The sequence below is a fragment of the Occallatibacter gabretensis genome (assembly GCF_001449115.1).
Classification (GTDB): domain Bacteria; phylum Acidobacteriota; class Terriglobia; order Terriglobales; family Acidobacteriaceae; genus Telmatobacter; species Telmatobacter gabretensis.
Map to the genome: position 1 here is coordinate 1,304,824 of NZ_LAIJ01000009.1, position 20,243 is coordinate 1,325,066.

The following is a 20,243-nucleotide window of genomic DNA, read 5'->3' on the forward strand; positions in this document are numbered from 1 at the left end:
ACACCCTGTATCCATTGATAATACGCCACTCTGTTCGCTAACATTGGCCGATGTTGTGGCCGATCTTGGGCGAGGTCAAGCTTGTAGGGGAACGGCCTAAAGTCGCGGATCGATTGGCTCGCTCTCTAACGCGAGAACTCCAAAGACGCACTCATGCGTAAGGCGTAGTGGTTCCTTGCGAACGAATCGCTCAAGCGCCTCTATGCCAAGTGCAAACTCCCGGCTGGCGAGGGAACGCTTGGCTCCGACGTTCCGCGAACGCAGCCGTTCGAGGTTCTCGGGGAGGAGATACTCCGGGCCATAGATGATGCGAAGGTATTCAGCACCCCTGCACTTCATGGCCGGTTGGGTGATGCCACGTTTGCCCTCTGCGATGAAGTTGAGAGGTTTCACAACCATGCCTTCTCGGCCTTGAGCTGTCATCTCCGTCCACCAGGCAACTGCATCCGAAGTGTTCGCCTCATCTTGAAGATCAACAACCTTGAATGGAGTAGCGAACAATATCTCCGAATCCGCAGCGCAGAGCCTAGCAATCGTCTCCATGTGCCAAGTGTGCGGCTTGTCTGTATGAACTGCGCCTTCACTTGCCAAAATATGGAACGGTGCGAGTTTGAGATCGCCTAATGAGCCGACCGGCCAGCAATACTGCCGATAGGCTTGGATGTAGTGCTCAACAGCATCGAGGCGTGCAGTCATCTGCCCAGAGAGGGCTCCCAAATCAGAGACGCGCTGCACAGCTTGATTGATGAGTTCGCTCTCAGCTCGAAGAGCATGGACGCCTGCATTGCCGACAGGCGCATACTGCTTCTGGAGCAGCTCCTGCGCCTTCGCAGACCAAGGCATCAGCTCGCAGTCCAGGCAGAGCCAGTCTGTGGCGAGTTCATCCCATAGACCAGACCTCTTGACTGCTGATTGCAGGCGGGCTAGGAACTGATATTCCAATGCCTCATCGGTGAAGAACCGGCGACCGGTGCGGGTGTAGACCGTTCCGAGTGATGCTTGTACGACACCGAAGCGCTTTTGCGAGACGGCCTCGTCTTTGCAAAGAACTACGACAGCGCGGGAGCCCATATGCTTCTGTTCGCAGATGACGGTTGCGATGCCTTCCTTGCGGTAGAAGGCGAATGCCTCGTCGGGATGTTCGAGCAGGTTCTCGTGCTTGCTTGTCTCTGTGGGTGACATTGTCGGCGGAAGATAGATAAGCCACTTGGGGTCGCTCGCAAACCGGCTCATGACCTCAAGCGCAGCGATAGCGTTTTCTTCTCGAATCGTGATCTTCGGCTTCAACCGCGTGTCGATGAGACGTTTGCCAACTACATCTGCAAGGTCAAGCACATCGTCCTGGGCGTGCTGCAAGGGCCGCTTAGTCTCGGTCGTTTCAGGCAAGAAGGGACGGGCAGGTTCGTAGTATGTCTGATGCGCTTTGACGGACACGATCTCGCGCTCGGGATAGCGCAGCGCTGTGAGCTGGCCCCCGAAGACGCATCCGGTATCGATGTTGACCGTATTATTGAGGAAGAGCGGCTCGGGTACGGGGGTGTGTCCGTAAACCACCAGAGCCTTACCGCGATAGTCCGCTGCCCAGTTGTAGCGAACGGGAAGGCCAAACTCGTCCGTCTCTCCGGTTGTCTCACCAAAGAGGGCGAATTCCCGCACTGCTCCTGACCCACGACCGTGCATGGACTCCTTGAGGCCAGCGTGGGCAACAACTAGCTTTCCGTCGTCGAAAACGTAGTGGCTAACGAGGCCATCGAGAAATTTGGCAACTTCGACGCGGAAATCATTCGACTCATTGCCGAGTTGTTCCATCGTCTCTGCAAGCCCGTGTGTGCGCTTCACGTCCTTGCCTCGTAACGCGCGTACGAGCTTGATGTCGTGATTGCCCGGAACGCAGAACGCTTGGCCGGACTGCACCATGCTGGATACGAGACGAAGAACTTGAACTGTTCCTGGACCACGATCTACAAGGTCGCCTACGAAGACGAGCTTGCGGTCGCCCGAGGATGACACCGAATACACATCATCGGTTCGATTCACGGTGTAGCCGAGCTGCGCCATCAGTTCGACAAGCTCATCAAAGCACCCATGAACATCACCGATGATGTGGAAGGGGCCGTGCTCGGTCTTCTTGTTATTCCAAAGTTGGTGGCGCTCAATCGTTACGGCGTCCACTTCCTCAGGGCTTGAGAGTTTGAAGACGTGGCGGATGCCTTCTCGCTCCAACCCGCGCAGGGAACGGCGGAGCTGCTGCGACTGGTTGCGAATGACATGCGGCCCGAACTGCCGGTCAGGACGGAGCACGTTGCGATCCTGACATACGCGCTCCGAGAGGTCGAAGACAATTGCCTCTGCGAAGAGATGAAACTCCTTTGCCAGTGCGATCAGAGACTTCCTTGCCTCGGGCTGGACATTCGTTGCGTCGACTACCGTCAGACGACCACGAGCGAGCCGCTTACGCACAATCTCATGCAGTAGATCGAAGGCATCTCCGGTAGCAGACTGGTCGTTCTCGTTATCAGAGACGAGTGCTCGGCAGAAGTCAGAGGAGACAACTTCTGTGGAAAGAAAGTGCTTTCGTGCGAACGAAGACTTGCCGGAACCGGAGGGGCCGACCAAAAGCACGAGAGACAGTTCGGGAACGCTGATCTTCATGGACGGTTTTGCTTTCTATGGCCTTTTGGCTAGGGAGGCCAGTCGCACTCTGACAAGAATATCGTTCAGTGCGGGTTGAGCAGTGTGGGATTCCGGCAGAGCGGTAATGGAGGCTTCTTCGATAAGGCGCGTGCGCAAACTATGGAATTCGCCCTCGTATTGGTCGATTTCGCCTCGATTTAGTGTTTGTTGCTCCGCCCCTGCCAGCTTGCGAGCAATGAGATCCGGAATGAATGGCAATCGATAAATCTCATTGAGCAAACCGAGGTTAGCCTCAATCTCACCAGATCGCATGAGATGAATCCCTGTGAGCAATACTCGAAACGTATAAAGCAGAGGCTTAACTCTGGGATGCTCCTCTTTTTGAAACAGCTTCCACTGGTTCTCAGCGAAGCCAAGGTAATGGTGAAAGTGATGTTTCGTTATACAGGCTGGCGCAAGCTGCTTCAGTTCCTCATGTTCGGCGGTTGTATGAACAATGATCGGCGATAGCAACTGCTCGAGCACATAACCATTCGGACGTAAAAGTAACTTGATGAACTTGCGGACATCGTGCGTGACTAGATCTAGTTCAATCTCATTGTCTTGAGAAACTTCGATTGTCTCTTCCAGAGGCAGCAGACTAACAACCTGTTCCACAGGAAGAATATGGACGCCTCTTAAGTCCCAATCCGAATTGGGTGATGGAAATCCATAGAGATGCGCGCCACTCACGGTGGCAAAGAGCAGTGGATAGCGATGCTCACGAGCTGCGGCCTTTACTTGCTCAGGAACCAAGCTTCACCTCTACCATCTTTCTGCGAGCCCAGACCAAAAGCCGGTTCGCCTCTACGTAATCGGGCGATTCCGGAAGGCGGGTCGATCGAAATGCCGATTCGAATTCCTTATGAAGTGACAAGCGCCATGCGTTCACTTCATCCCACCCTCGAACACCATCGCGCACTGCGAGGAGCATTTCGCGGTGTTCTGACACGCGCACAGGAACATAGGCTTCCGTTAGAACGCTTATCCCTTGGAGGAGCAGCCGAATAAGGTGCATTGCGTGCTTCCATTTCACCTCTCCTGTCGCTCGGAGATCTTGCTCCAGCCTCTTGAACTGCGACATTACGTATCCGTTGTATGTCTGATAAACCAGCTTCGAGAGGAAAATATGGCGTTTCGCCAGGATAGCGTCTGCGATCTCAGAACTTTGTTCGATCATGGGAGTGAACAAGCATTCGAGAATGTTCGGGTTCGCCTTTAGGGCGAGCACGAGAAATTTCTTGAGTTCCCAATAGCACTCTTCTGATTCGTGGCTCTCTATTTGCTCAGGAACTCCGTAGATTGACCATTCAAGTTCTGCTGGCGGAATGTAAATCCCCCGACGATCTACATCTGAACCTTCGCGGTTCAGTCCATAAGCTTGGGACCCAACGACGCAGCGATAAATCACGTACTGGTCTAACTCGTGTTCTGCATGAGCTGCCTGCGAATCTACGAGCGGTCCAGTCTTGACCTGTTTGAGAATGGAAAAGTGGTGGCGGTGGAGGCTGATCTCTGAGCCGTCAACCAAGCGGACCCGATATGCGTGCTGAGCGTCCGCTGGATAAGAGAGGATTTCTCCAACAGCACCTTGAGAATTCGCTTCAGTCAAGCCGACGGTAATAGCTTTGCGCACCACCACTTGCGTTCCGATAGGAACGATCAAGCTGGCCGAAAGTTTGTTTTTCTCATGCAATTGAAAAGACCGCCATCTGCGTTGGTGCCCCTCGTTCTGCATCGACTGGGCCTACTGGTTCGAATCGGACTGCGTATCCAAACCGCTCTGCAACTCCAGTTGCCCAGCCCTCAAACTCAGGACGCTTCCACTCGAAGCGATGGTCGCCATGCCGAAACTCGCCCGCTGGAAGAGTCTCAAAGACGGTGTTGTACTCCGCATTTGGAGTGGTCAGGACAACATGCGTCGGTCGGGCAAACTCAAAGACGATGCGTTCAAAGGTGGCGAGACGGGACACATCCAGATGTTCGATTACCTCCACGATGGCGGCTGCTTCAAATCCATTCAGCCGCTCGTCACGGTAGGTCAGCGATCCTTGGATTAACTCGACGCGACTGCGCTGCCGATCTGGAAGCTCATCCAATCGCAGGCGCTCCTTCGCCGTCTCCAGAGAACGCCAGGACACATCCATGCCAAGGATGGTTTCGAACTGTTTCTCCGACAGAAGCAGTTTCAGCAACTTGCCTTCACCGCATCCGAGATCAACAACGCGCTTCGCACCTGTCTCCCGTATGACCGACAGAACCGTCTGCAACCGCTGGTCGTGCAGGGAAGGTGCGCGTTCCCACGCAGGCGATTCAAGCGAAGGCAACTCGCCCGCTTCATCGGTCGGCATATCCTCTGCTAACAATCGGCTCAGTGCTTCTCGTGTGAGGCTCCGTTGGCGTTTTAGGTAGCGCGAGACGATGAGGTCTTTTTCGGGATGGCTGCCGAGCCATCCTTCACCACGCTTCAGCAGCTTCTCGATCTCGTCGCTGGCCACCCAGTAGTGCTTCTCATTGTCGAGGACAGGAATCAGGACATAGAGGTGTGTCAGCAAATCCTGCAGCCGAACAGTACCTGCGATGGTCAATGCGACATAGGGGGCCGCACCCCATTCAGGGAACTTGTCGTCAAGCTGTGAGCCCTGCATTTCTACGGAGTAGCCCAGCGGCTCGAACAGACGCTTGACCAAATCTTCACCGCCACGGGCAGCGATGACCGGTAGATGGGCAGTCAACGGAATTGCCGTCTCCGCCAGTTCGGGTCGATCTTTGCTCCGCCCGCTCATTGCTGTGCTGAATATCCGGCCCATCGCGACGCTGAGAAAAGAATTCGCAGCATACGGACGGTCATTCACGTACTGCTCTAATTGTCCGCCTTCACCGGCTGGCCCTCGACCGCGTACCAACGCCACCGGGTCAATCTCGACCAGCAGAGCTGCCGTGCAGAGATTAACGGAAGCATCGGGATAGAACAAATAGGCCTTTCCAAACGAAAGCTCTTCCGTCTGGAGACGCGCCGGGTTCTTGTGGAGCAGATAGCCGAGATCGGTTGCCGGCTGATGCGTGGTGGAGACTGTTAGGAGCATTGAGAACTAAGTTTACGTGACAAGGCTAACCACGCTAAGATCCCGGCTCTCGACCATCATGCAAGACTCGTCACCAACTATTTTTTGCTGGTTTTCCACAGGCGAATCGTGTCCGTAGAGTTCCTATGAATTCCTTAGAAGACACTGTAGCGACTGTAACGACTCCAGAGCGCCAAAGACCTCTGCCCTCGCCGCCTTGCCAGCCCATAGACAAATCCAAACGCACGTTCCATTGTGTGTTCAGGAGGCGTACGAGCAATGTCCGAATTCAAGCTTGTTTCTGAACCGTTCCTGGATAGCAATCAAGCCGCCGCTATCCTTCGCATTCATCCCAAGACCCTTCAACGCCTCGCGCGGTGCGGTCGTGTCACCGGCTACCGCGTCGGGAAGCTGTGGCGTTTTCACGCCTCCGACCTCGAAGGTCGCCACGATAGCTTCTCTTCCACACTCGACTCCGACACTGCCGAGCGGTACGCTTTAAGTACCACTTGTGTCCGCAACTAAACAGGAGGAATATCCATGTTTGTTCGGACACGATTTCAATATGGCAGTCTGCGGCTACGGAAGCGCGAGCGGAGCACCGACGTGTGGGAGTTTCGTTATTACGAGACCAGCCCGGTTGGCAAACGGATCAGGCAGAGCGTCATCCTTGGGGATCAAGCTCTCTACCGGACCGAGGCCGACGCACGGAAGGCAACGCAAGCTCTTCTCATGCGGCTCAACGACGAAGCTCCACGCGCTGAGATGGAAGCTCCGACGTTCGGGGCTCTGCTCGATAGGTATATCGAGCATGAGTTGCCAGAGCGACACTCTACACAGAGGTCGCATCTCTCGAACATTCGGAAACACATCGGGCCGCGTTGGAGCGATCAACCGATAAACAGGATGAAACCGATGGCGATGGAGCAGTGGCTGCGCGATCTGCCGCTGGCACCCAAGTCGAAGGTCCACATCCGAAGCTTGATGCACCTGGTTATGAAATGCGCTGAACGATGGGGAGTAATCGAGATCGGCAAAAACCCCGTCGCTTTGGTGCGCGTCAAGAATGCAAGCAAGCGGCTGAAGCGGCCTCAGATCCTCGAAGTGGCTCAGTTCTTCGAGATGCTCAAGCATCTCGCGGAGCCGTACCGAACGATGGTCATGGTGGCGCAGTGTACGGGGCTTCGCATCAGCGAAATCCTTGGCCTGCAGTGGGGCGACTTCGATTTTGAAGCGCACACCTTCATGGTTCAGCGCAGCGTTGTCAGCGGAAGGGTAGATGCGGTGAAGACGGAATATTCAAAGGACTACGTTCCGCTCGATCCGCGTCTTGAAGGACTGCTGTTGGAGTGGCGGACCTTCAGCGCATATTCCAGCGATGCAGATTGGGTTTTCGCCAATCCGCAGACCGGAAAGCCCTTCCACCAGGAAAGCCTCAAGAAGCATCAACTCCACCGGGTTGCCGAACTCATCGGCCTGCCGGACGGCATCGGGTGGCATACGTTCCGCCACACTTACCGTTCTTGGCTGGACGAGACAGGCGCTCCCATGAAGGTGCAGCAGGAGCTGATGCGACACGCCTCCATCCAGACGACGATGAACATCTATGGACGAGCGATGAACGACTCCAAACGCAAAGCCAACAGCCAGGTCGTTGGGCTGGCATTCGGCGAAACGATGGAATCGAGAAGGGAGGCATTAAGCACAACAGCCCTTCCGTAGAAGGGCTGAATCAGTGGCCATTTCCGATTAGGGGATAATGGGGACTTAATTGGGTTTTTCGTTTCTCGTAACTTATTGATTTGATTGGTTGCGGGGGTAGGATTTGAACCTACGACCTTTGGGTTATGAGCCCAAAGACCTTTGAATCTCCCGTGAGGCAGCGGTTGATCTGACGTTTCAGCCGAAGCTGGGCTGATCTACTCCGCATAAGATGCCGGGGCTGCCGCTTTTGTGGAGTATTTGGACGGATCTCCTGCTGTCGTCCGCAGAGCTTGTATCGTTTTCCAATGTGCCGCCCCAATGTGGAAGCCTAAATGTCGACGCAGTCTTTAGTTGATCTGGAGGTTCTCCATCGGAATCGGTATTGCATTCCAGGCGGCAAAGCACTCTCCGGGCGATTCATATTGAAAATCGAATACGACATTCTTGTTCGCGTCCAAACCAATCAATCGCGCGGTCAGGAAGTCGTCTGCGGTCGCGAAATCGGCCAGGTATGAATTTCCCGATTCGTAGCTGCTTCCACAAATTGGCGAGTAGATGCTCTGACCATCATTGAAGTTCCATACGTTCTGGGCCGTCATTGCAGCGGCATTTACCGAGTAGGCGGAGACTTCGCTGAAAGTCCGGGTAAGACCAGATGGCTCTCCGGAGGGCTGATTGAGACTTCCATATCCATCGTTCATCACCATGATGTAGCCGTCTGCTGTAATGGAAACCCCGTGCTGGCCGATCGGATAGTCACCGCCTGCGTTTAACGTGAGTGCTTTGGCCCTCAGGGATGGGAACGTATACCAGTACTTGGTGGGGTCGCCCAGAATCCAGATAATGGCATGCGTTGAGTAATTTACTTTGATCAGGAAGTTTTCGCGGCTGGAAATGATCACAGTATTATCACTCGGGTCATAGGTACTGGCATTGAGATGGAACCAGTCGGCGCCAGGCCGCACAAACGCGCTCGGGTCATCGCCATTCGCCTGCATGTAAGACGACAATATTTCCGCCATATCGAAGGTTTGAACCGGCGGCTGAGTGGAGGAAGGCACAAATTCAGCAACGATATCGTCAATACCGTCGCCGAGATAGTCGGTCCCGTTAAAGTCCGCCAAATAGCCGCTTGGACCAGGATCGATGTTATGGGTAAACGAGGAAAGAAGCGGTTGCGGAAGATTGGTTGGCGCTATTGACTGCGTGCCGTCGAATTGAATCAAGTTCACGACTGGATCGGTTTCGCTGCCAATGACAAATTGACCATTATCGTAGATGGCGCTTTCGCTGTTGCTGCCGGGAACGACCCAGCGGACCTGCGCATCGGTATCGACAATGACAGGGGAAGTGACCAAGGATTTCAACATGAAGAAATTGAATCCGAGGGTACTTCCTGGCGCGCGCGCCTTGTAGATGGTCGGATTTAGATAAATCCCGGTTGGGTCAGTATAGGGCTCGGTCGCAATCTGGTATTGCAACTGCTGGACTGAGCCGTCACCGAAAGTGAGCGAAAAACTGACTTGATTTTGATATCCGGCGTATAGGCCAAAAACCGGAAGATTGATGGTAAAAGGCTGCAGGTAGCCACGGGTAGACAGAGCCGCCGCGCTCCAGGTTACATTCACCGGTTGAGACGCTGAATTCGGCATAGGAGAGATGGCGAATGTCACGGAGGTCACTTCGGAGACACTTTGTCCAGAAAAGTGAACCGAGGAAATGAAAGGAGTGACGCCCGGTTGACTGTTGGTGATGGCGATGTCACTCTGTTGCGCCTCAGGCTCGTCTGAGGGTTGAGAAGTACTTAATTTTTGGGATCCTGCCCCGCATCCATAAACAATCAGACTCAGGCTTGCGGCCAATGCTCCCCTCAGAATGTTCTGCATCGCTATTGTGGCCAATGCTGGTACGCCCCCTTTGAAGTAACTGCTCAATATCCCCATGGATCAGCACAGGGGTCGAAAGAAAAAATGCTAGAGATGAAGAGAGATCACCTCGAAATTGAAGTGCATACGTTGCGTATGCAGAATTTGTACACTGCATCCATAAGAGTGCCGTGTCCTGGTCAAGCATCGACAAGAAACGAGAGCGGAAGATCTCAATTGGGCTGAACGCAGACTTTGCTAGGGCATTCGGATGTAATCCTGTTTTAGGAAAAGACGTACCCACGATTCGGAAGAGTACATCAAGAAAAGATTTTCTAGTGGGGTGCATCTGTAGACAAGATCTGGGACAAAGAAATGTCCGGGATGATGAATTGAGGCAGTATTTAGCCTGACGAAATCAACAGAGTTTTCCGCGCTCTCCGGATTAAAGGCGATGAAGCGCCAAGAAGAATTACGCCTGAGGTGCGGTCAGCCGAACAAGGAGTGCCTGCTATGCTGAAAATGAAAACCGTGGCGCCCTCCAATAAAGCTATGTTTCTTGTCTCCGCCGGGCTGATATTCAGCCTTACTTTCTCCGCCTGCCGCAAGCAGGAGCAGGAAGTGGCCGGTGCTGCCGCCAATGCGGCACACTCTGCGCAGCAGGCTGCGGCTCATGCCGCCCAGAGCGCCGAAACCCGGGCCCAGCTTGCCCGCACCTCCGCCACGGAGAGTGCCACCGAGCGAACGGCGCTGGAGCACATTCCGCTGCCCACCAAGAGCCTCTATGTCAACGTGCATGAGCCTGGGGAGTGGAAGAATCCCTTTCTGACCGTCGCTGCAGACCAGGTTGACGTGCGCGTAATCATGACGGACGCCAATCCCAGCCAGGCCGGCGCCGGCACAATGCTGCGTCCCGAGGCCGCCCGGCGGCAGGAATTGCAGATTCACCCAGCGGACCTGGCGAAGGCGCTAATTGCTCTGCCGGATGGCGCGTGGCGCTATGGCCGGGTGGTGGCCATTGCCGAGGCTCCCGATGCTGCGCGCAAGGAAAGACCGGCGATTCGCCGCAACATGGAAGCCGCTATCCAGAAGCTGAACGACATGGGTGTCGTGGTCGAGGAGTGGCCGGGGCGGTAAGAACACGCTGCCCTGGACCTCCGGCTTCTGTGCTCCTTGTCTCCACCCCCTCCCGGTACCTATACTGGTTCCTCGCCGATATTGAACGCCTGTTTTTCCACCGTTCACCGCGCTTTCACGTCGATTCTTGAAACTGAATAAGGATTAAGCGCTAGCAAATACTGGTTTAAGGAGAAGAAATGGCCCAATCGACCGTTTCCTATCTGTGGCGCGACCGCAAGGCCGCCGATGGATACCGCGCAGGTGTTTCGCTGCACAGCCACACGAATCAGTCCAAGGAAACGCTTGATTTTCTGGCGAACTTCGGCAATCAGTATCCGATCATGCGTCCAATTATTTCGGGTATGGAGCGCCGGTCCAAGGACAACCACAGCGTTGCCGTGAATTACGCCTCCAGCTACTGGACTCCGCCGATGACCCCCAAGCTGGCCTTCGATCTGGAGAGTAAACAGATTGAGGACCTGAATGTGGCGTCGATGGTTTCGATCTCTGACCACGACAACATCAAGGCTCCCATGCTGCTGCGCACCGTGCCCAGCGCGCGGCAGATTCCGGTTTCAGTGGAGTGGAGCGCGCCTTATGGAGGCGAGCAGGACTTTCACCTGGGCATTCACAACCTGCCCAGCGCCAGGGCCTCCGAGTGGATGGCAACCCTTGAGGAGTACACGAAGAACCCCAGCGATGAGCGCCTCGGCGAGATTCTGGCCGCGCTGAACGATGAGCCGAATGTGCTCGTCATCTTCAACCACCCGCTCTGGGATCTCTTCCTCATCGGCCGCGAGAAGCACAAGTTTCTGGTCAATGAGTTCCTGCTCAAGTACGGCAACTTTATGCACGCGCTGGAGCTGAACGGCCTGCGCAACTGGGAAGAGAATCGCGATGTGCGCCGTCTGGCCGAGAAGTGGAACATGCTGCTGATCTCCGGCGGCGATCGCCACGGTGTAGAGGCGAACGCGAACATCAACCTGACCAACGCCACCAGCTTTACCGAGTTTGTGCACGAGATTCGCAAAGAGAAGCGCTCGGACGTGCTCTTTATGCCGCAGTATGCGAACCCGTGGAAGCATCGTATTCTGCAGTCGACGCTCGATGCCGTCCGCCACTATCCTGACTTCCCGGTAGGCTCACAGCGTTGGGACGAGCGCGTCTATCATCCAGATGCCAAAGGAAATGTTCGCCCCCTATGCGAGCTTTGGCCGGATGGCAATGCGCCACCAGTGATGCGCTACGGTATCGCGCTGGTGCTGCTGATGGGCACCGCGCCTGTGTCCAAGAGTCTGCGCTTCGCCTGGAGCGAGTCGCGTCAGCTTCGCCTGGCGCTGGGCGAACAGGAAGGCTAACTCAGAAGCGGGGCCGGTCTTCCGGCTTTGCAAGGGATCATGATCGATTTCACGCCACGCATTGCTTATTTTCCGGACTCCTTCCACGAGATCAACGGCGTGGCGCACACCAGCCGTCACTTTGAGGCGTTTGCCCGCAGGCGAAACCTGCCGTTTCTCTGCGTGCGCGCAGGCGACCGCGAAGAAAACCTGATTCAGGATGGCAATGTCTGGACACTGGAACTGCCGCGCGGGATCTTCTCTTTCGCGCTTGAAAAAGACCTCCGCTTCGACCCCGCCTTTCCGCGCCACGTTCCGCTGATTGAGGAGACATTGGCGCGATTTTCGCCGGACCTGATTCACATTACCGGCCCCAGTGAAGTAGGCATGCTGGGCGCGGGCCTCGCGCATCATCTTGGTCTTCCGCTGGCCGCAAGCTGGCACACCAACGTGCATGAGTACGCCGCGCGGCGCGCCGACTGGTTCCTGCGCATGTTGCCCAAAGAGCGTGCCGAAGCTACCGAGCAGAAGATTGAAGAGTTGACGCTGACTGCTGCGGCCAAGTTCTATTCCGTGGCCCGCATTCTTTTTGCGCCCAACCGCAATCTGTGCAAACTGCTTGAGCGCACCACTGGCCGTGAGTGCCGCCTGATGCCACGCGGGGTGGACGCAGAGCTTTTTCATCCTGCAAAGCGTGTAAGGCGCACGGACGACAGGGAGTTTGTTCTCGGCTTTGTGGGCCGGCTTTCAATTGAGAAAAATGTTACTCAGCTCGTCGCCATCCAGGACGAGCTGGAGCGCATGGGAATTACGAACTTCCGGTTCCTGATCGTGGGGCATGGCGCAGAGCAGAACTGGTTGCGCGAGCGGCTCCATCGCGCGGAGTTTCCGGGCGTACTGCGCGGCGAGGCGCTCTCAGCCGCTTACGCCAGCATGGACCTCTTCGTCTTTCCATCGCACACGGATACCTTCGGCAACGTAATTCTGGAGGCAATGGCCAGCGGCGTTCCGGCAGTCGTCACACCGGATGGCGGCCCATGCACGATTGTGCGCGACGGCCAGACGGGGCGCATCGTTCCGGATGAGCGATTCTCCGCTGCGGTGGCTGAGATTCTTATGGACCCGACAAAGCACGAAGCCATGCGCAATGCCGCCCGCGCCTACGCGCTTACAGCAAGTTGGGATGCGGTCTTCGATGGTGTTTACGATGCGTATGAAACGCTGATTCCGCAGGTTGAGGTTCTCAGCGCGTAAATTCGAAGTGCATGAGCGCACGGTTTGTTCTAACGTTTCGTTGTAACAGCTACTTTTCGGCTTCGCTTGAGCGACAAAGGTCTATCAGACTTGCATGGAACGAGAAACAACATTCCGTTTGCTTCTTCGAAATAGACTTTTGTTCCGGCAGCCAAACCATACATCCTGCGGAAAATGGCGGGAATTGTTACTTGACCCTGCGAGTTGACAATTGCAATTCGACGCATAGCTCCATACTTTATCGGCAATCTCATGGCCGTTCGTTAGAGCAATTCACGAATTGGTATTTGAATCTGCTTTGCTAAGCCCCAGTGTCGTTATGCCGCTCGCATCGCCATGCAATAGTGAGGCGGGGCTGGGGTCAATCTTTCCGATTTCGGGGAATCTTCTGGCGATGGTATCGCGTATCGAGTCGGCTTGTTCACGGCTGATGCCCGGCAGTACGCAGGAGCTAGACCATCCATGTCGCACGTAAAGGCCGCTTGGCGAATGCTCGCCTCCGATGGCGTAGTCGATAGATTTCACTTCAGAGGTCAGAATTTTGATTTTTGAGTCGAAGGTTTCGTGCAGATTGCCGTCGGCGATGATCTGGTTCGGCGTTACGCTCAGGCGCGTGGACGGGCCTTGAACCCAGTTGATTATCAATGCTGCCCCGCTACAAATAAAGCACAAGAGCGCGAATACTTGAGATCCTTGTACCCACGCCATCACGGCAATGCCTATGCAGAGCGGCACTACGAAATAGTCCGCCCAACCGCGTTGGCGAGTGACGATAAAAGTCAATTCGTTATCCGAGTCGAAACTTTGAATATCAGTCTGGCCAAGGATGCGCATGGTTAGGCCAATATCGTATCGCAAGATCGGTCGTGTTTCAGTAACGAATTAGATCGCCCGTCTTCACATCCAGCGCAAACTCGGTTTCCCGATCCGTCATCATCTGCCAGCCGGTTCCACGCAGGAGGCCGTCTTCGACGCCGGTAATCGTCACACCCTCATCCGAGAGCTTGCCGCTCTGCCACGCCAGTCCTTCACTGCCCCACGCCAGAATGCTGTGATGCCCAGCGAAGAGCAGTAAACCGGCTTCGAGCGCAGGCCACACCTGCATCACTGGCCGGAAAGGAAGCATCGTGAAGTGCTCCGGCGCGGTCGTGTCGATCAGGTAGGCATATCCACCGGAGACTGCGCAGATTTCCTGGGAGTTCGGCGCAGACCATAGGCCAGAGGGAACTGAAGGATCGCGAAATCCCAGTGCACACGTGGCCAGGAACGGCTGTACGCCTTCACCGGCTGGCCGGATAAGGACTTCAAGCGCGCCGCGTTCTACCTCTTCGGCAGCCTGTGGATAGATATAAGTCCGCTGCGGCAAAATCAGCGGCCTTGCAGGCAAAATTTCCGCGACCCATGTGTGCGGAAAGCGGAAGTCGGTTTCAATGGCGATCACGGTTTCGCCTCGTAGCGCAAAATCCATGCTGTTTGTTCAAGCGTATCGGGCACAGGCACTCTCCGCGCTGTCTCGATTGCCATGATCGCAGCCTTCGGATTCCAGCCAAGATGAATCAACGTGCATGCGCCTGCAATCGTGGCTCTGCCAATGCTTGCCCGGCAATGGATGCCAACACGCTCACCGCTATTCAATCGCTCTGCAAGCCCCGAAACAAACTCACGGAAAGCTCCAGTGTCACTTGGCAAGTTGCGGTCATAAATTGGAAAGGACAGAAACCGCAAACCCGCGCCGTGCGCTCTTGCCGCTTCTTCTGCGAGTCCTAATGATGCAGCTTCCTGTGGCTCAAGCATAGAGACAAGTGTGTCGATGCCGTTTTGCTTCAATCGGCGCATCTCATCTTCAAGCCAGTCTTCGCCGCGTGGGCGCAGCACAATCGCCAACCGCGGAGCATCCTCGCCGTCTATCCAGAAGACATCTTGCACTGCGCTTACGCCCCCGTAAACTGCTGCATCCGCTCCTGCACGCTCTGGATGCCCATTCCAAGCGACGAGCCTTCTTCAATCAGCGGCAGCAGCTTGTCGAATTCAGGCCCCGAGTGCGCGCCGGTCAGAGCGATCCGCACCGGATGAAAGAGATCCTTGCCTTTGACGCCCGTTGCCGCCTTGATCTCGTTCATCCACTCCTTGAAAAGCTCTGGCGTGATGGGACCCATGTGCGCCCGCGTGCGGTGCGCGAACTCTCCCAGCACGATACCGACGGAGTCCGTATTCAGCAGCGGAGCGTTCTCGGGATTGGTGCGTCCGGCTTCGGCGTCGTAGTCGAAGATTGGCGCGGCCTTGGCGGGAAGCTGGTCAAGATGATCCACGCTGGGCAAAATCATTGCCAGCAGCCGCAGGAACCACGCCTCGGGCGGTGCCGTAGCCTGCGCCAGCTTCTCAGAAAAGTAGGGAAGCGCAAGCGCAGCAAGCCGCTGCGGGTCCGCCAGTTTGATGTAATGCCGGTTGAGCCAGTTCAGCTTGTCGAAATCAAAGACCGCAGGCGAAGGCGTCACGCGCTCAAGCGAAAATATCTGCGCCAACTCGTCGAGTGTGAAGGTCTCGGTCTTGCCGTCTTCCGCGCCCCAGCCAAGCAGCGCCAGATAGTTCACCAAGGCCTCAGGCAGATAGCCCATCTCGCGGAAGCTTGCGATGGACGTGGCTCCGTGGCGCTTCGAGAGCCGCTCGCGGTCCGCACCTAGAATCGTGGAGAGATGCGCGAACTCCGGCACCGTCCAGCCGAAGGCCTCATAAATGGCCACCTGCTTGGGCGTGTTTGAAATATGGTCATCGCCGCGAATCACATGCGTGATCCCCATCAGCGCGTCATCAACTGTGACGACGTAGTTATATACCGGCACTCCCTGCGAAGCGCCGCCGATAGCGGAGCGCACAAGGATCGGATCGCTTACCGTCTCCGGCGCAAACTCCACTTCACCGCGTACGAGATCGTGAAACTTCAGCGGATGGTTTTCGATTCTGAGCCGCACAGCGTAAGGCTTGTGGGCGACAAGGTTTTGGTCAATGGTTTCTTGTGAAAGACTGCGGCATTTGCCGGAATACACCTGCGGCTTGTGCTCGGCTGTAGCCTGCTTGCGTTCAGCCTCCAGCTCCTCTGGCGTACAGAAGCAACGGTAGGCTTTGCCCTCATTCAGCAGCTGCTCGGTGTGCTTTGCATAAATCTCCAGCCGCTCACTCTGCCGATATGGCCCATACGGTCCCTCGGGCGCGTTGCCCAGCCGGCCAGGGCCTTCATCCCAGTCCAGGCCCAGCCAGTGCAGGTCTTCAATGAGCTGCATCTCGTAGCGAACCTCGCTGCGCTCCAGATCCGTGTCTTCAATGCGCAGCAAAAACTCGCCACCCGTGCGGCGTGCAAAGAGCCAGTTGTAGAGCGCCGTCCGCGCATTGCCCACATGCACCATTCCGGTGGGCGAGGGCGCAAAGCGCACGCGAATCTTCTTCTCGGTTGTCACAGCATTCATGATAGCCGCTTGCTATGATCCTCTCGCGCGCAAAAAAGTGCGAGACGAGCAGCGAGGCTGCCGCATCCGATGCGAAGGAGAAAGACTATGAAGGTTGTTCTGTTTGGAGCCTCCGGCATGATTGGCAGCCGGGTCTTGCAGGAGCTTGTGAGGCGCGGGCACACCGTTATCGCGGCGGCCCGGAATCCGGAAAAGATTGCCAAGGGAGCAGGCATCACGGCGGTCGAGGCCGATGCGGATGATCCGCAGAGCGTGGCGGCGGCTGCCGATGGCGCGGACGCAGCGGTGTGCGCGATTGCGCCGTCGCATGATAATCCCGGTGCAATTGCAGGCGTTGTGTCGTCGTTGATGGATGGGCTTTCTCGCGCTGGCGTAAAGCGGTTGATTGTGGTGGGCGGCGCCGGGAGCCTGGAGGTTGCGACGGGAATCCAGATTGTGGATACGCCGGAGTTTCCTGCCGAGTGGCTCGCTGTTGCGCGGGCGCACCGGGAGATTCTGCCGCTGCTGAAGGCTTCACGGTTCGATTGGGGCTACTTCAGCCCGGCGGGACTGATCCAACCCGGCGAGCGGACGGGAAATTTCAGGATGGGCGGCAAGGAATTTTTGACGGATGCGAACGGCGAAAGCCGCATTTCCGCAGAGGACTACGCCGTTGCGCTGGTGGATGAGCTGGAGCGGCCACGGCGGCTGAATCAGCAATTCACGATTGCGTACTAGAAGGCGAGATTGCTTGCGATTGCAGGTAAGGAGCGGCATCCTTACCGTAAGGAGTACAGGTAAGGATGCCGTCTGCCACCATCACTAGTAAGGGCCAGATCACGCTGCCCATCGAAGTGCGCCGCCGTCTTGGACTAAAACAAGGCGATAAAGTCGAATTCGTCTATGACGAGGATGGGCGCACGGTGGTGCGTCCGGAAAAGACCGACGCCAATTCTCTGGGTAAATTGATCGGAGCATTTCCGGCATTCAAAACGCGCGAGGAAATTATTGCGTATTGGCGTGAAATGCGCGGACACGATGAACTGGATGCCAAGCTTTTCGGCTACGGGGACACGCCCTGATCACCGCCATCGATACCAATGTCATCTCTGCGCTCTGGTCCAACGAGGTCTCAGCCCCAGTTCTGCTTGCAAAGCTGGGCATGGCCTTGGAAGACGGACCCCTGGTCATAGGACCGGCGGTTTTTGGAGAGCTGCACGCCCATCCCAATGTTGTTGGCGGACCTTTCCGAAGCAATCTTCATGCTGCTGGAATTCGTATCGATTTCCAGATGGAGGAGCACATCTGGGTTCTCGCCGAGGAGCGATACGCAGGATATGCGAATGTCCGCCGTGCCTCGGGCGGTGAGTCGCCACGTCGAATATTGCCCGACTTTCTCATCGGCGCGCATGCGCTCGTCCATGCAGACCGGCTGGTGACCCTGGATGAAGGCATCTATCGGCGCTATTTTCCGGAACTATGTTTGCTTTGACTCAGGCAAAATGTTGCCAGCCGCGTGACTGGAGCGCAATTGAGCTGGATGCCGTGAATAAACTCACCCGGGGCTTGCCTGCCTTGCGCTTCACGATGCGTCCAATCTGTGTAATGGATACGCCGGCGATGCTGCGAGGCAGCTTCGTGTCAGGCCTGGCGGTGAAAAGCAGCTCGTAGTCTTCACCGCCATGCAACGCATCGTCTTTCGTCGCCCCGGGCGCAACGGGCAGGGAACTTTCGTCAATCTCCGCGGCTACGGCGGACTCCTCGCAGAGCCGTTCTAGATCGATAGAAAGCCCATCGCTCAGGTCCATTGCCGCAGTTGCCGCACTGTGACGAGCCAGCCAAAGCCCCTGCGCAATCCGTGGCTCAGGGAAAAGATGCGGCTTCAGCGTCATTGCGAGCCGCACAGGCGGCTTTTTCCCGCCCAAAGCATCCAGCGCCCGCAACCCTGCTGCCGCTCCGCCCAGCGCACCGGTCACATAGATTTCGTCGTCTGCCCGCGCTCCGGAACGCAGCAGCGCACGGCCCTGCCGCACTGCACCGACGAGCACAATATCTGCCAGAACCTGCGGAAACTCGGCCAAGTCACCTCCCGCAAGCGGGGTCCTGTGCTCTTCGGCCAGCGCGAGCAGTCCACCGTAAAACCTATCCACCCAGGTACTTGCGCCGCGCTGCGCTGTGGTGAGCTTCTTTGGCGCAGCCAGCGAGAGAAACGCCGCCACGGGCCGTGCACCCATTGCGGCCAGGTCGCTGAGCCCCCGCGCCAGCGCGCGATGCCCCACAGCCTCCGGCGCATGCCAGTCCAGCCGAAAGTGCCGGCCCTCCAGGCTTAGGTCCGTGGTGACAACCATCTCCTCGCCGCGACTGAGCCGCAGCACGGCGCAGTCATCGCCAATGCCCAGGCGCACGTCGCCGCGGCCGATTCCGGCCCCAATACCAGCCACACGCTGCCGAATTTTCCTCAGCAGCGCCAATTCACCGCTCGCCATTCCCGGTTTTTCTCTATCAGGCCGCATCCCAAGCAGGATAGCGTGACAGCATGCGGATGCAAAAAGTCCGCTAGGGGCTGCCTCTTTCCTGTGGAAAACTCAATTTTTAGGTTTCTTATCATTGACCTGTAAAAGGCCCTTTGATAGCCTGAACGAGCGTCTCCAGAAAGGGCATGTTGGCATTTGGCGAAGATAATTCGCCTCCATGTCTGACGGCTCGACAATAGACGCTGCAGTTTCGTCTTACATTCAGGACGGTAATTTGCGATTTTCCCCCGCTGGCAAGCTTAAAAGCGTACGGGAAGGATGTGTGGGTCAACGATGTTTCGTAAACGCTACTACATTCTCTTTGTTGCACGGGATGAAGATGGCCGGGTCCGCAAGATTCCGATCCCTCTGCATTATGCGTACGGGTTTGTAGCTGCAGCAGTCGTTGGCGCATTTACCATTGCCGGTCTCGCCGGGTCCTACACCCGCATGTTGCTCAAGACCGAGAGTTACAACCAGGTCCGCGAGGAGCGCGAAACCCTCCGCAAAAATTATCAGCAGATGGCCCGCATTGCGCACGACAAGGATGTGCAGGTGGCCTCGCTGGGTGCGCTTGCTAATGAAGTCACCGCGCTCTACGGCCTGCGCCAGAACCACGCTTCCGCACACGTAAATGCCGCCAAGGCCGCTGCCGCGCCAACGCCGGCGACGCTGGCCGTCTCGGAAGACCCAAGCCCTCAGAACGTGAAGCTTTCGATCGACCAGCTCTATGCGCTGCGTAACGACGCCATGAGCGGTCGCATATCCCGCGCGCTTTCAAGCGGCCTGACACCGAGCTTCGCGGGCGACTGGACACAGTATTCTGATGCGCCCTCGCTATGGCCTACAGAAGGCAAAGTGACTTCGAGCTTCGGCGAGCGCCAGGACCCGTTCAACGGCGAAGGCGCGTTCCATTCCGGCATCGATATTGCTGCACCTTACGGCACGACTGTGCGCGCTACCGCGGATGGCGACATCACCAAGGCCGGTTTCGGCACAGGCTACGGGCGCGAGATCACCATTGATCACGGCCATAGTCTCGAAACTCTCTACGGACATCTCTCATCCATCGCTGTGGTGGAAGGCGAGCATGTTTCACGCGGTCAGGTCATCGGTTATGTCGGCCAGTCAGGCCGCTCCACCGGCCCGCACCTTCACTATGAAGTGCGCGTGCATGATGTGCCGGTGAATCCGCATAAGTACCTGCGGGATACCTTCGAGCAGCTGGCCGATGCCACAACGGCTTCGGCATCCAAGGCTTCTGGCCGCTAGC

General features: G+C 56.5%; 20 protein-coding genes and 1 tRNA gene. 9 read left to right on the forward strand and 12 right to left on the reverse strand.

Annotated features, from left to right (window positions below):
- Window positions 1-96: 96 nt before the first annotated feature.
- The 4 genes from VO84_RS11740 to VO84_RS11755 are packed head-to-tail and all read right to left on the reverse strand — an operon-like array spanning window position 97 to window position 5,759.
- Window positions 97-2,652, reverse strand: coding sequence for a polynucleotide kinase-phosphatase (locus VO84_RS11740; protein ID WP_058187788.1), 2,556 nt, complete (start codon window positions 2,650-2,652; stop codon window positions 97-99).
- A gap of 15 nt (window positions 2,653-2,667) precedes the next feature.
- Window positions 2,668-3,429 (reverse strand): nucleotidyltransferase domain-containing protein, encoded by a 762-nt coding sequence (locus VO84_RS11745; RefSeq protein WP_058187789.1) that lies wholly within the window; start codon window positions 3,427-3,429, stop codon window positions 2,668-2,670.
- Window positions 3,419-4,369: a nucleotidyltransferase domain-containing protein gene (locus VO84_RS11750; RefSeq protein ID WP_058187790.1), complete on the reverse strand. Its 951-nt coding sequence runs from the start codon at window positions 4,367-4,369 to the stop codon at window positions 3,419-3,421. Before VO84_RS11750 ends, VO84_RS11745 begins: the two co-directional genes overlap by 11 nt.
- Entirely contained in the window at window positions 4,362-5,759 is a 1,398-nt protein-coding gene (locus VO84_RS11755) for a 3' terminal RNA ribose 2'-O-methyltransferase Hen1 (RefSeq protein ID WP_058187791.1), read from the reverse strand. Before VO84_RS11755 ends, VO84_RS11750 begins: the two co-directional genes overlap by 8 nt.
- A 258-nt stretch (window positions 5,760-6,017) precedes the next feature.
- Between VO84_RS11755 and VO84_RS22175 the strand changes: the two genes are divergently transcribed.
- Both VO84_RS22175 and VO84_RS11765 read left to right on the forward strand, forming a co-directional pair.
- The gene (locus VO84_RS22175) at window positions 6,018-6,263 is read left to right on the forward strand and encodes a helix-turn-helix domain-containing protein (RefSeq protein WP_082661920.1); all 246 of its coding nucleotides are present in this window, start codon (window positions 6,018-6,020) and stop codon (window positions 6,261-6,263) included.
- Window positions 6,264-6,278: 15 nt separating this feature from the next.
- On the forward strand, window positions 6,279-7,460 hold the full coding sequence (locus VO84_RS11765) for a tyrosine-type recombinase/integrase (RefSeq protein WP_058187793.1): 1,182 nt from the start codon (window positions 6,279-6,281) through the stop codon (window positions 7,458-7,460).
- Between the two features lie 85 nt (window positions 7,461-7,545).
- Here the strand turns inward: VO84_RS11765 and VO84_RS22535 are convergent.
- Both VO84_RS22535 and VO84_RS11775 read right to left on the reverse strand, forming a co-directional pair.
- Window positions 7,546-7,667, reverse strand: a tRNA-Met gene (locus VO84_RS22535).
- 122 nt (window positions 7,668-7,789) lie between these two features.
- A complete protein-coding gene (locus VO84_RS11775) occupies window positions 7,790-9,328 on the reverse strand; it encodes an aryl-sulfate sulfotransferase (protein WP_058187794.1) in 1,539 nt (512 codons plus the stop codon).
- Between the two features lie 492 nt (window positions 9,329-9,820).
- Here VO84_RS11775 and VO84_RS11780 point away from each other — a divergent pair, with 492 nt between their 5' ends.
- The 3 genes from VO84_RS11780 (at window position 9,821) to VO84_RS11790 (ending at window position 13,017) form a co-directional block, all read left to right on the forward strand.
- Window positions 9,821-10,444: a hypothetical protein gene (locus tag VO84_RS11780; protein ID WP_058187795.1), complete on the forward strand. Its 624-nt coding sequence runs from the start codon at window positions 9,821-9,823 to the stop codon at window positions 10,442-10,444.
- Between the two features lie 179 nt (window positions 10,445-10,623).
- On the forward strand, window positions 10,624-11,784 hold the full coding sequence (locus VO84_RS11785; RefSeq protein WP_058187796.1) for a hypothetical protein: 1,161 nt from the start codon (window positions 10,624-10,626) through the stop codon (window positions 11,782-11,784).
- A gap of 39 nt (window positions 11,785-11,823) precedes the next feature.
- A complete protein-coding gene (locus tag VO84_RS11790; protein ID WP_058187797.1) occupies window positions 11,824-13,017 on the forward strand; it encodes a glycosyltransferase in 1,194 nt (397 codons plus the stop codon).
- A 29-nt stretch (window positions 13,018-13,046) separates the two neighbouring features.
- Here VO84_RS11790 and VO84_RS23340 read toward each other — a convergent pair whose 3' ends face one another.
- Genes VO84_RS23340 through gltX form a run of 5 tightly spaced genes read right to left on the reverse strand, consistent with a single transcriptional unit; the run spans window position 13,047 to window position 16,478 of the window.
- The gene (locus VO84_RS23340; RefSeq protein ID WP_157439844.1) at window positions 13,047-13,271 is read right to left on the reverse strand and encodes an AbrB/MazE/SpoVT family DNA-binding domain-containing protein; all 225 of its coding nucleotides are present in this window, start codon (window positions 13,269-13,271) and stop codon (window positions 13,047-13,049) included.
- Between the two features lie 19 nt (window positions 13,272-13,290).
- Window positions 13,291-13,875 (reverse strand): hypothetical protein, encoded by a 585-nt coding sequence (locus VO84_RS11795; protein ID WP_197414000.1) that lies wholly within the window; start codon window positions 13,873-13,875, stop codon window positions 13,291-13,293.
- Window positions 13,876-13,888: 13 nt separating this feature from the next.
- A complete protein-coding gene (locus VO84_RS11800) occupies window positions 13,889-14,458 on the reverse strand; it encodes a hypothetical protein (RefSeq protein WP_231737893.1) in 570 nt (189 codons plus the stop codon).
- Entirely contained in the window at window positions 14,455-14,943 is a 489-nt protein-coding gene (locus VO84_RS11805) for a protein-tyrosine phosphatase family protein (RefSeq protein ID WP_058187800.1), read from the reverse strand. The genes VO84_RS11800 and VO84_RS11805 overlap by 4 nt, the downstream gene beginning before the upstream one ends.
- A gap of 5 nt (window positions 14,944-14,948) precedes the next feature.
- The gene (gene gltX, locus VO84_RS11810) at window positions 14,949-16,478 is read right to left on the reverse strand and encodes a glutamate--tRNA ligase (RefSeq protein ID WP_058187801.1); all 1,530 of its coding nucleotides are present in this window, start codon (window positions 16,476-16,478) and stop codon (window positions 14,949-14,951) included.
- An 87-nt stretch (window positions 16,479-16,565) separates the two neighbouring features.
- Here gltX and VO84_RS11815 point away from each other — a divergent pair, with 87 nt between their 5' ends.
- From VO84_RS11815 to VO84_RS22180, 3 genes are all read left to right on the forward strand, one after another.
- Window positions 16,566-17,195, forward strand: coding sequence for an NAD(P)-dependent oxidoreductase (locus VO84_RS11815; RefSeq protein ID WP_058187802.1), 630 nt, complete (start codon window positions 16,566-16,568; stop codon window positions 17,193-17,195).
- A gap of 65 nt (window positions 17,196-17,260) precedes the next feature.
- Window positions 17,261-17,539 (forward strand): AbrB/MazE/SpoVT family DNA-binding domain-containing protein, encoded by a 279-nt coding sequence (locus VO84_RS11820; RefSeq protein ID WP_082661922.1) that lies wholly within the window; start codon window positions 17,261-17,263, stop codon window positions 17,537-17,539.
- Window positions 17,540-17,547: 8 nt separating this feature from the next.
- A complete protein-coding gene (locus VO84_RS22180; protein WP_269431423.1) occupies window positions 17,548-17,949 on the forward strand; it encodes a type II toxin-antitoxin system VapC family toxin in 402 nt (133 codons plus the stop codon).
- A 1-nt stretch (window position 17,950) separates the two neighbouring features.
- On the opposite strand, the gene thiL is transcribed toward VO84_RS22180, so the two are convergent.
- Window positions 17,951-18,970, reverse strand: coding sequence for a thiamine-phosphate kinase (thiL, locus tag VO84_RS11830; protein WP_231737894.1), 1,020 nt, complete (start codon window positions 18,968-18,970; stop codon window positions 17,951-17,953).
- Between the two features lie 294 nt (window positions 18,971-19,264).
- Here thiL and VO84_RS11835 point away from each other — a divergent pair, with 294 nt between their 5' ends.
- Window positions 19,265-20,242, forward strand: a complete 978-nt coding sequence (locus VO84_RS11835) for a peptidoglycan DD-metalloendopeptidase family protein (protein WP_082661924.1) — start codon at window positions 19,265-19,267, stop codon at window positions 20,240-20,242.
- The last annotated feature ends 1 nt before the right edge of the window (window position 20,243 follow it).

Excerpts from the sequence above, each read along its gene's own strand:
- VO84_RS11740 (WP_058187788.1), bottom strand. The coding sequence starts at position 2,652 with ATGAAGATCAGCGTTCCCGAACTGTCTCTCGTGCTTTTGGTCGGCCCC.
- VO84_RS11765 (WP_058187793.1), top strand. The coding sequence starts at position 6,279 with ATGTTTGTTCGGACACGATTTCAATATGGCAGTCTGCGGCTACGGAAG.
- VO84_RS11835 (WP_082661924.1), top strand. The coding sequence starts at position 19,265 with ATGTTTCGTAAACGCTACTACATTCTCTTTGTTGCACGGGATGAAGAT.
- VO84_RS23340 (WP_157439844.1), bottom strand. The coding sequence starts at position 13,271 with ATGAGATTGCCGATAAAGTATGGAGCTATGCGTCGAATTGCAATTGTC.
- VO84_RS22175 (WP_082661920.1), top strand. The coding sequence starts at position 6,018 with ATGTCCGAATTCAAGCTTGTTTCTGAACCGTTCCTGGATAGCAATCAA.
- gltX (WP_058187801.1), bottom strand. The coding sequence starts at position 16,478 with ATGAATGCTGTGACAACCGAGAAGAAGATTCGCGTGCGCTTTGCGCCC.
- thiL (WP_231737894.1), bottom strand. The coding sequence starts at position 18,970 with ATGCGGCCTGATAGAGAAAAACCGGGAATGGCGAGCGGTGAATTGGCG.
- VO84_RS11790 (WP_058187797.1), top strand. The coding sequence starts at position 11,824 with ATGATCGATTTCACGCCACGCATTGCTTATTTTCCGGACTCCTTCCAC.
- VO84_RS11755 (WP_058187791.1), bottom strand. The coding sequence starts at position 5,759 with ATGCTCCTAACAGTCTCCACCACGCATCAGCCGGCAACCGATCTCGGC.
- VO84_RS11815 (WP_058187802.1), top strand. The coding sequence starts at position 16,566 with ATGAAGGTTGTTCTGTTTGGAGCCTCCGGCATGATTGGCAGCCGGGTC.
- VO84_RS11820 (WP_082661922.1), top strand. The coding sequence starts at position 17,261 with ATGCCGTCTGCCACCATCACTAGTAAGGGCCAGATCACGCTGCCCATC.
- VO84_RS11775 (WP_058187794.1), bottom strand. The coding sequence starts at position 9,328 with ATGCAGAACATTCTGAGGGGAGCATTGGCCGCAAGCCTGAGTCTGATT.
- VO84_RS11785 (WP_058187796.1), top strand. The coding sequence starts at position 10,624 with ATGGCCCAATCGACCGTTTCCTATCTGTGGCGCGACCGCAAGGCCGCC.
- VO84_RS11780 (WP_058187795.1), top strand. The coding sequence starts at position 9,821 with ATGCTGAAAATGAAAACCGTGGCGCCCTCCAATAAAGCTATGTTTCTT.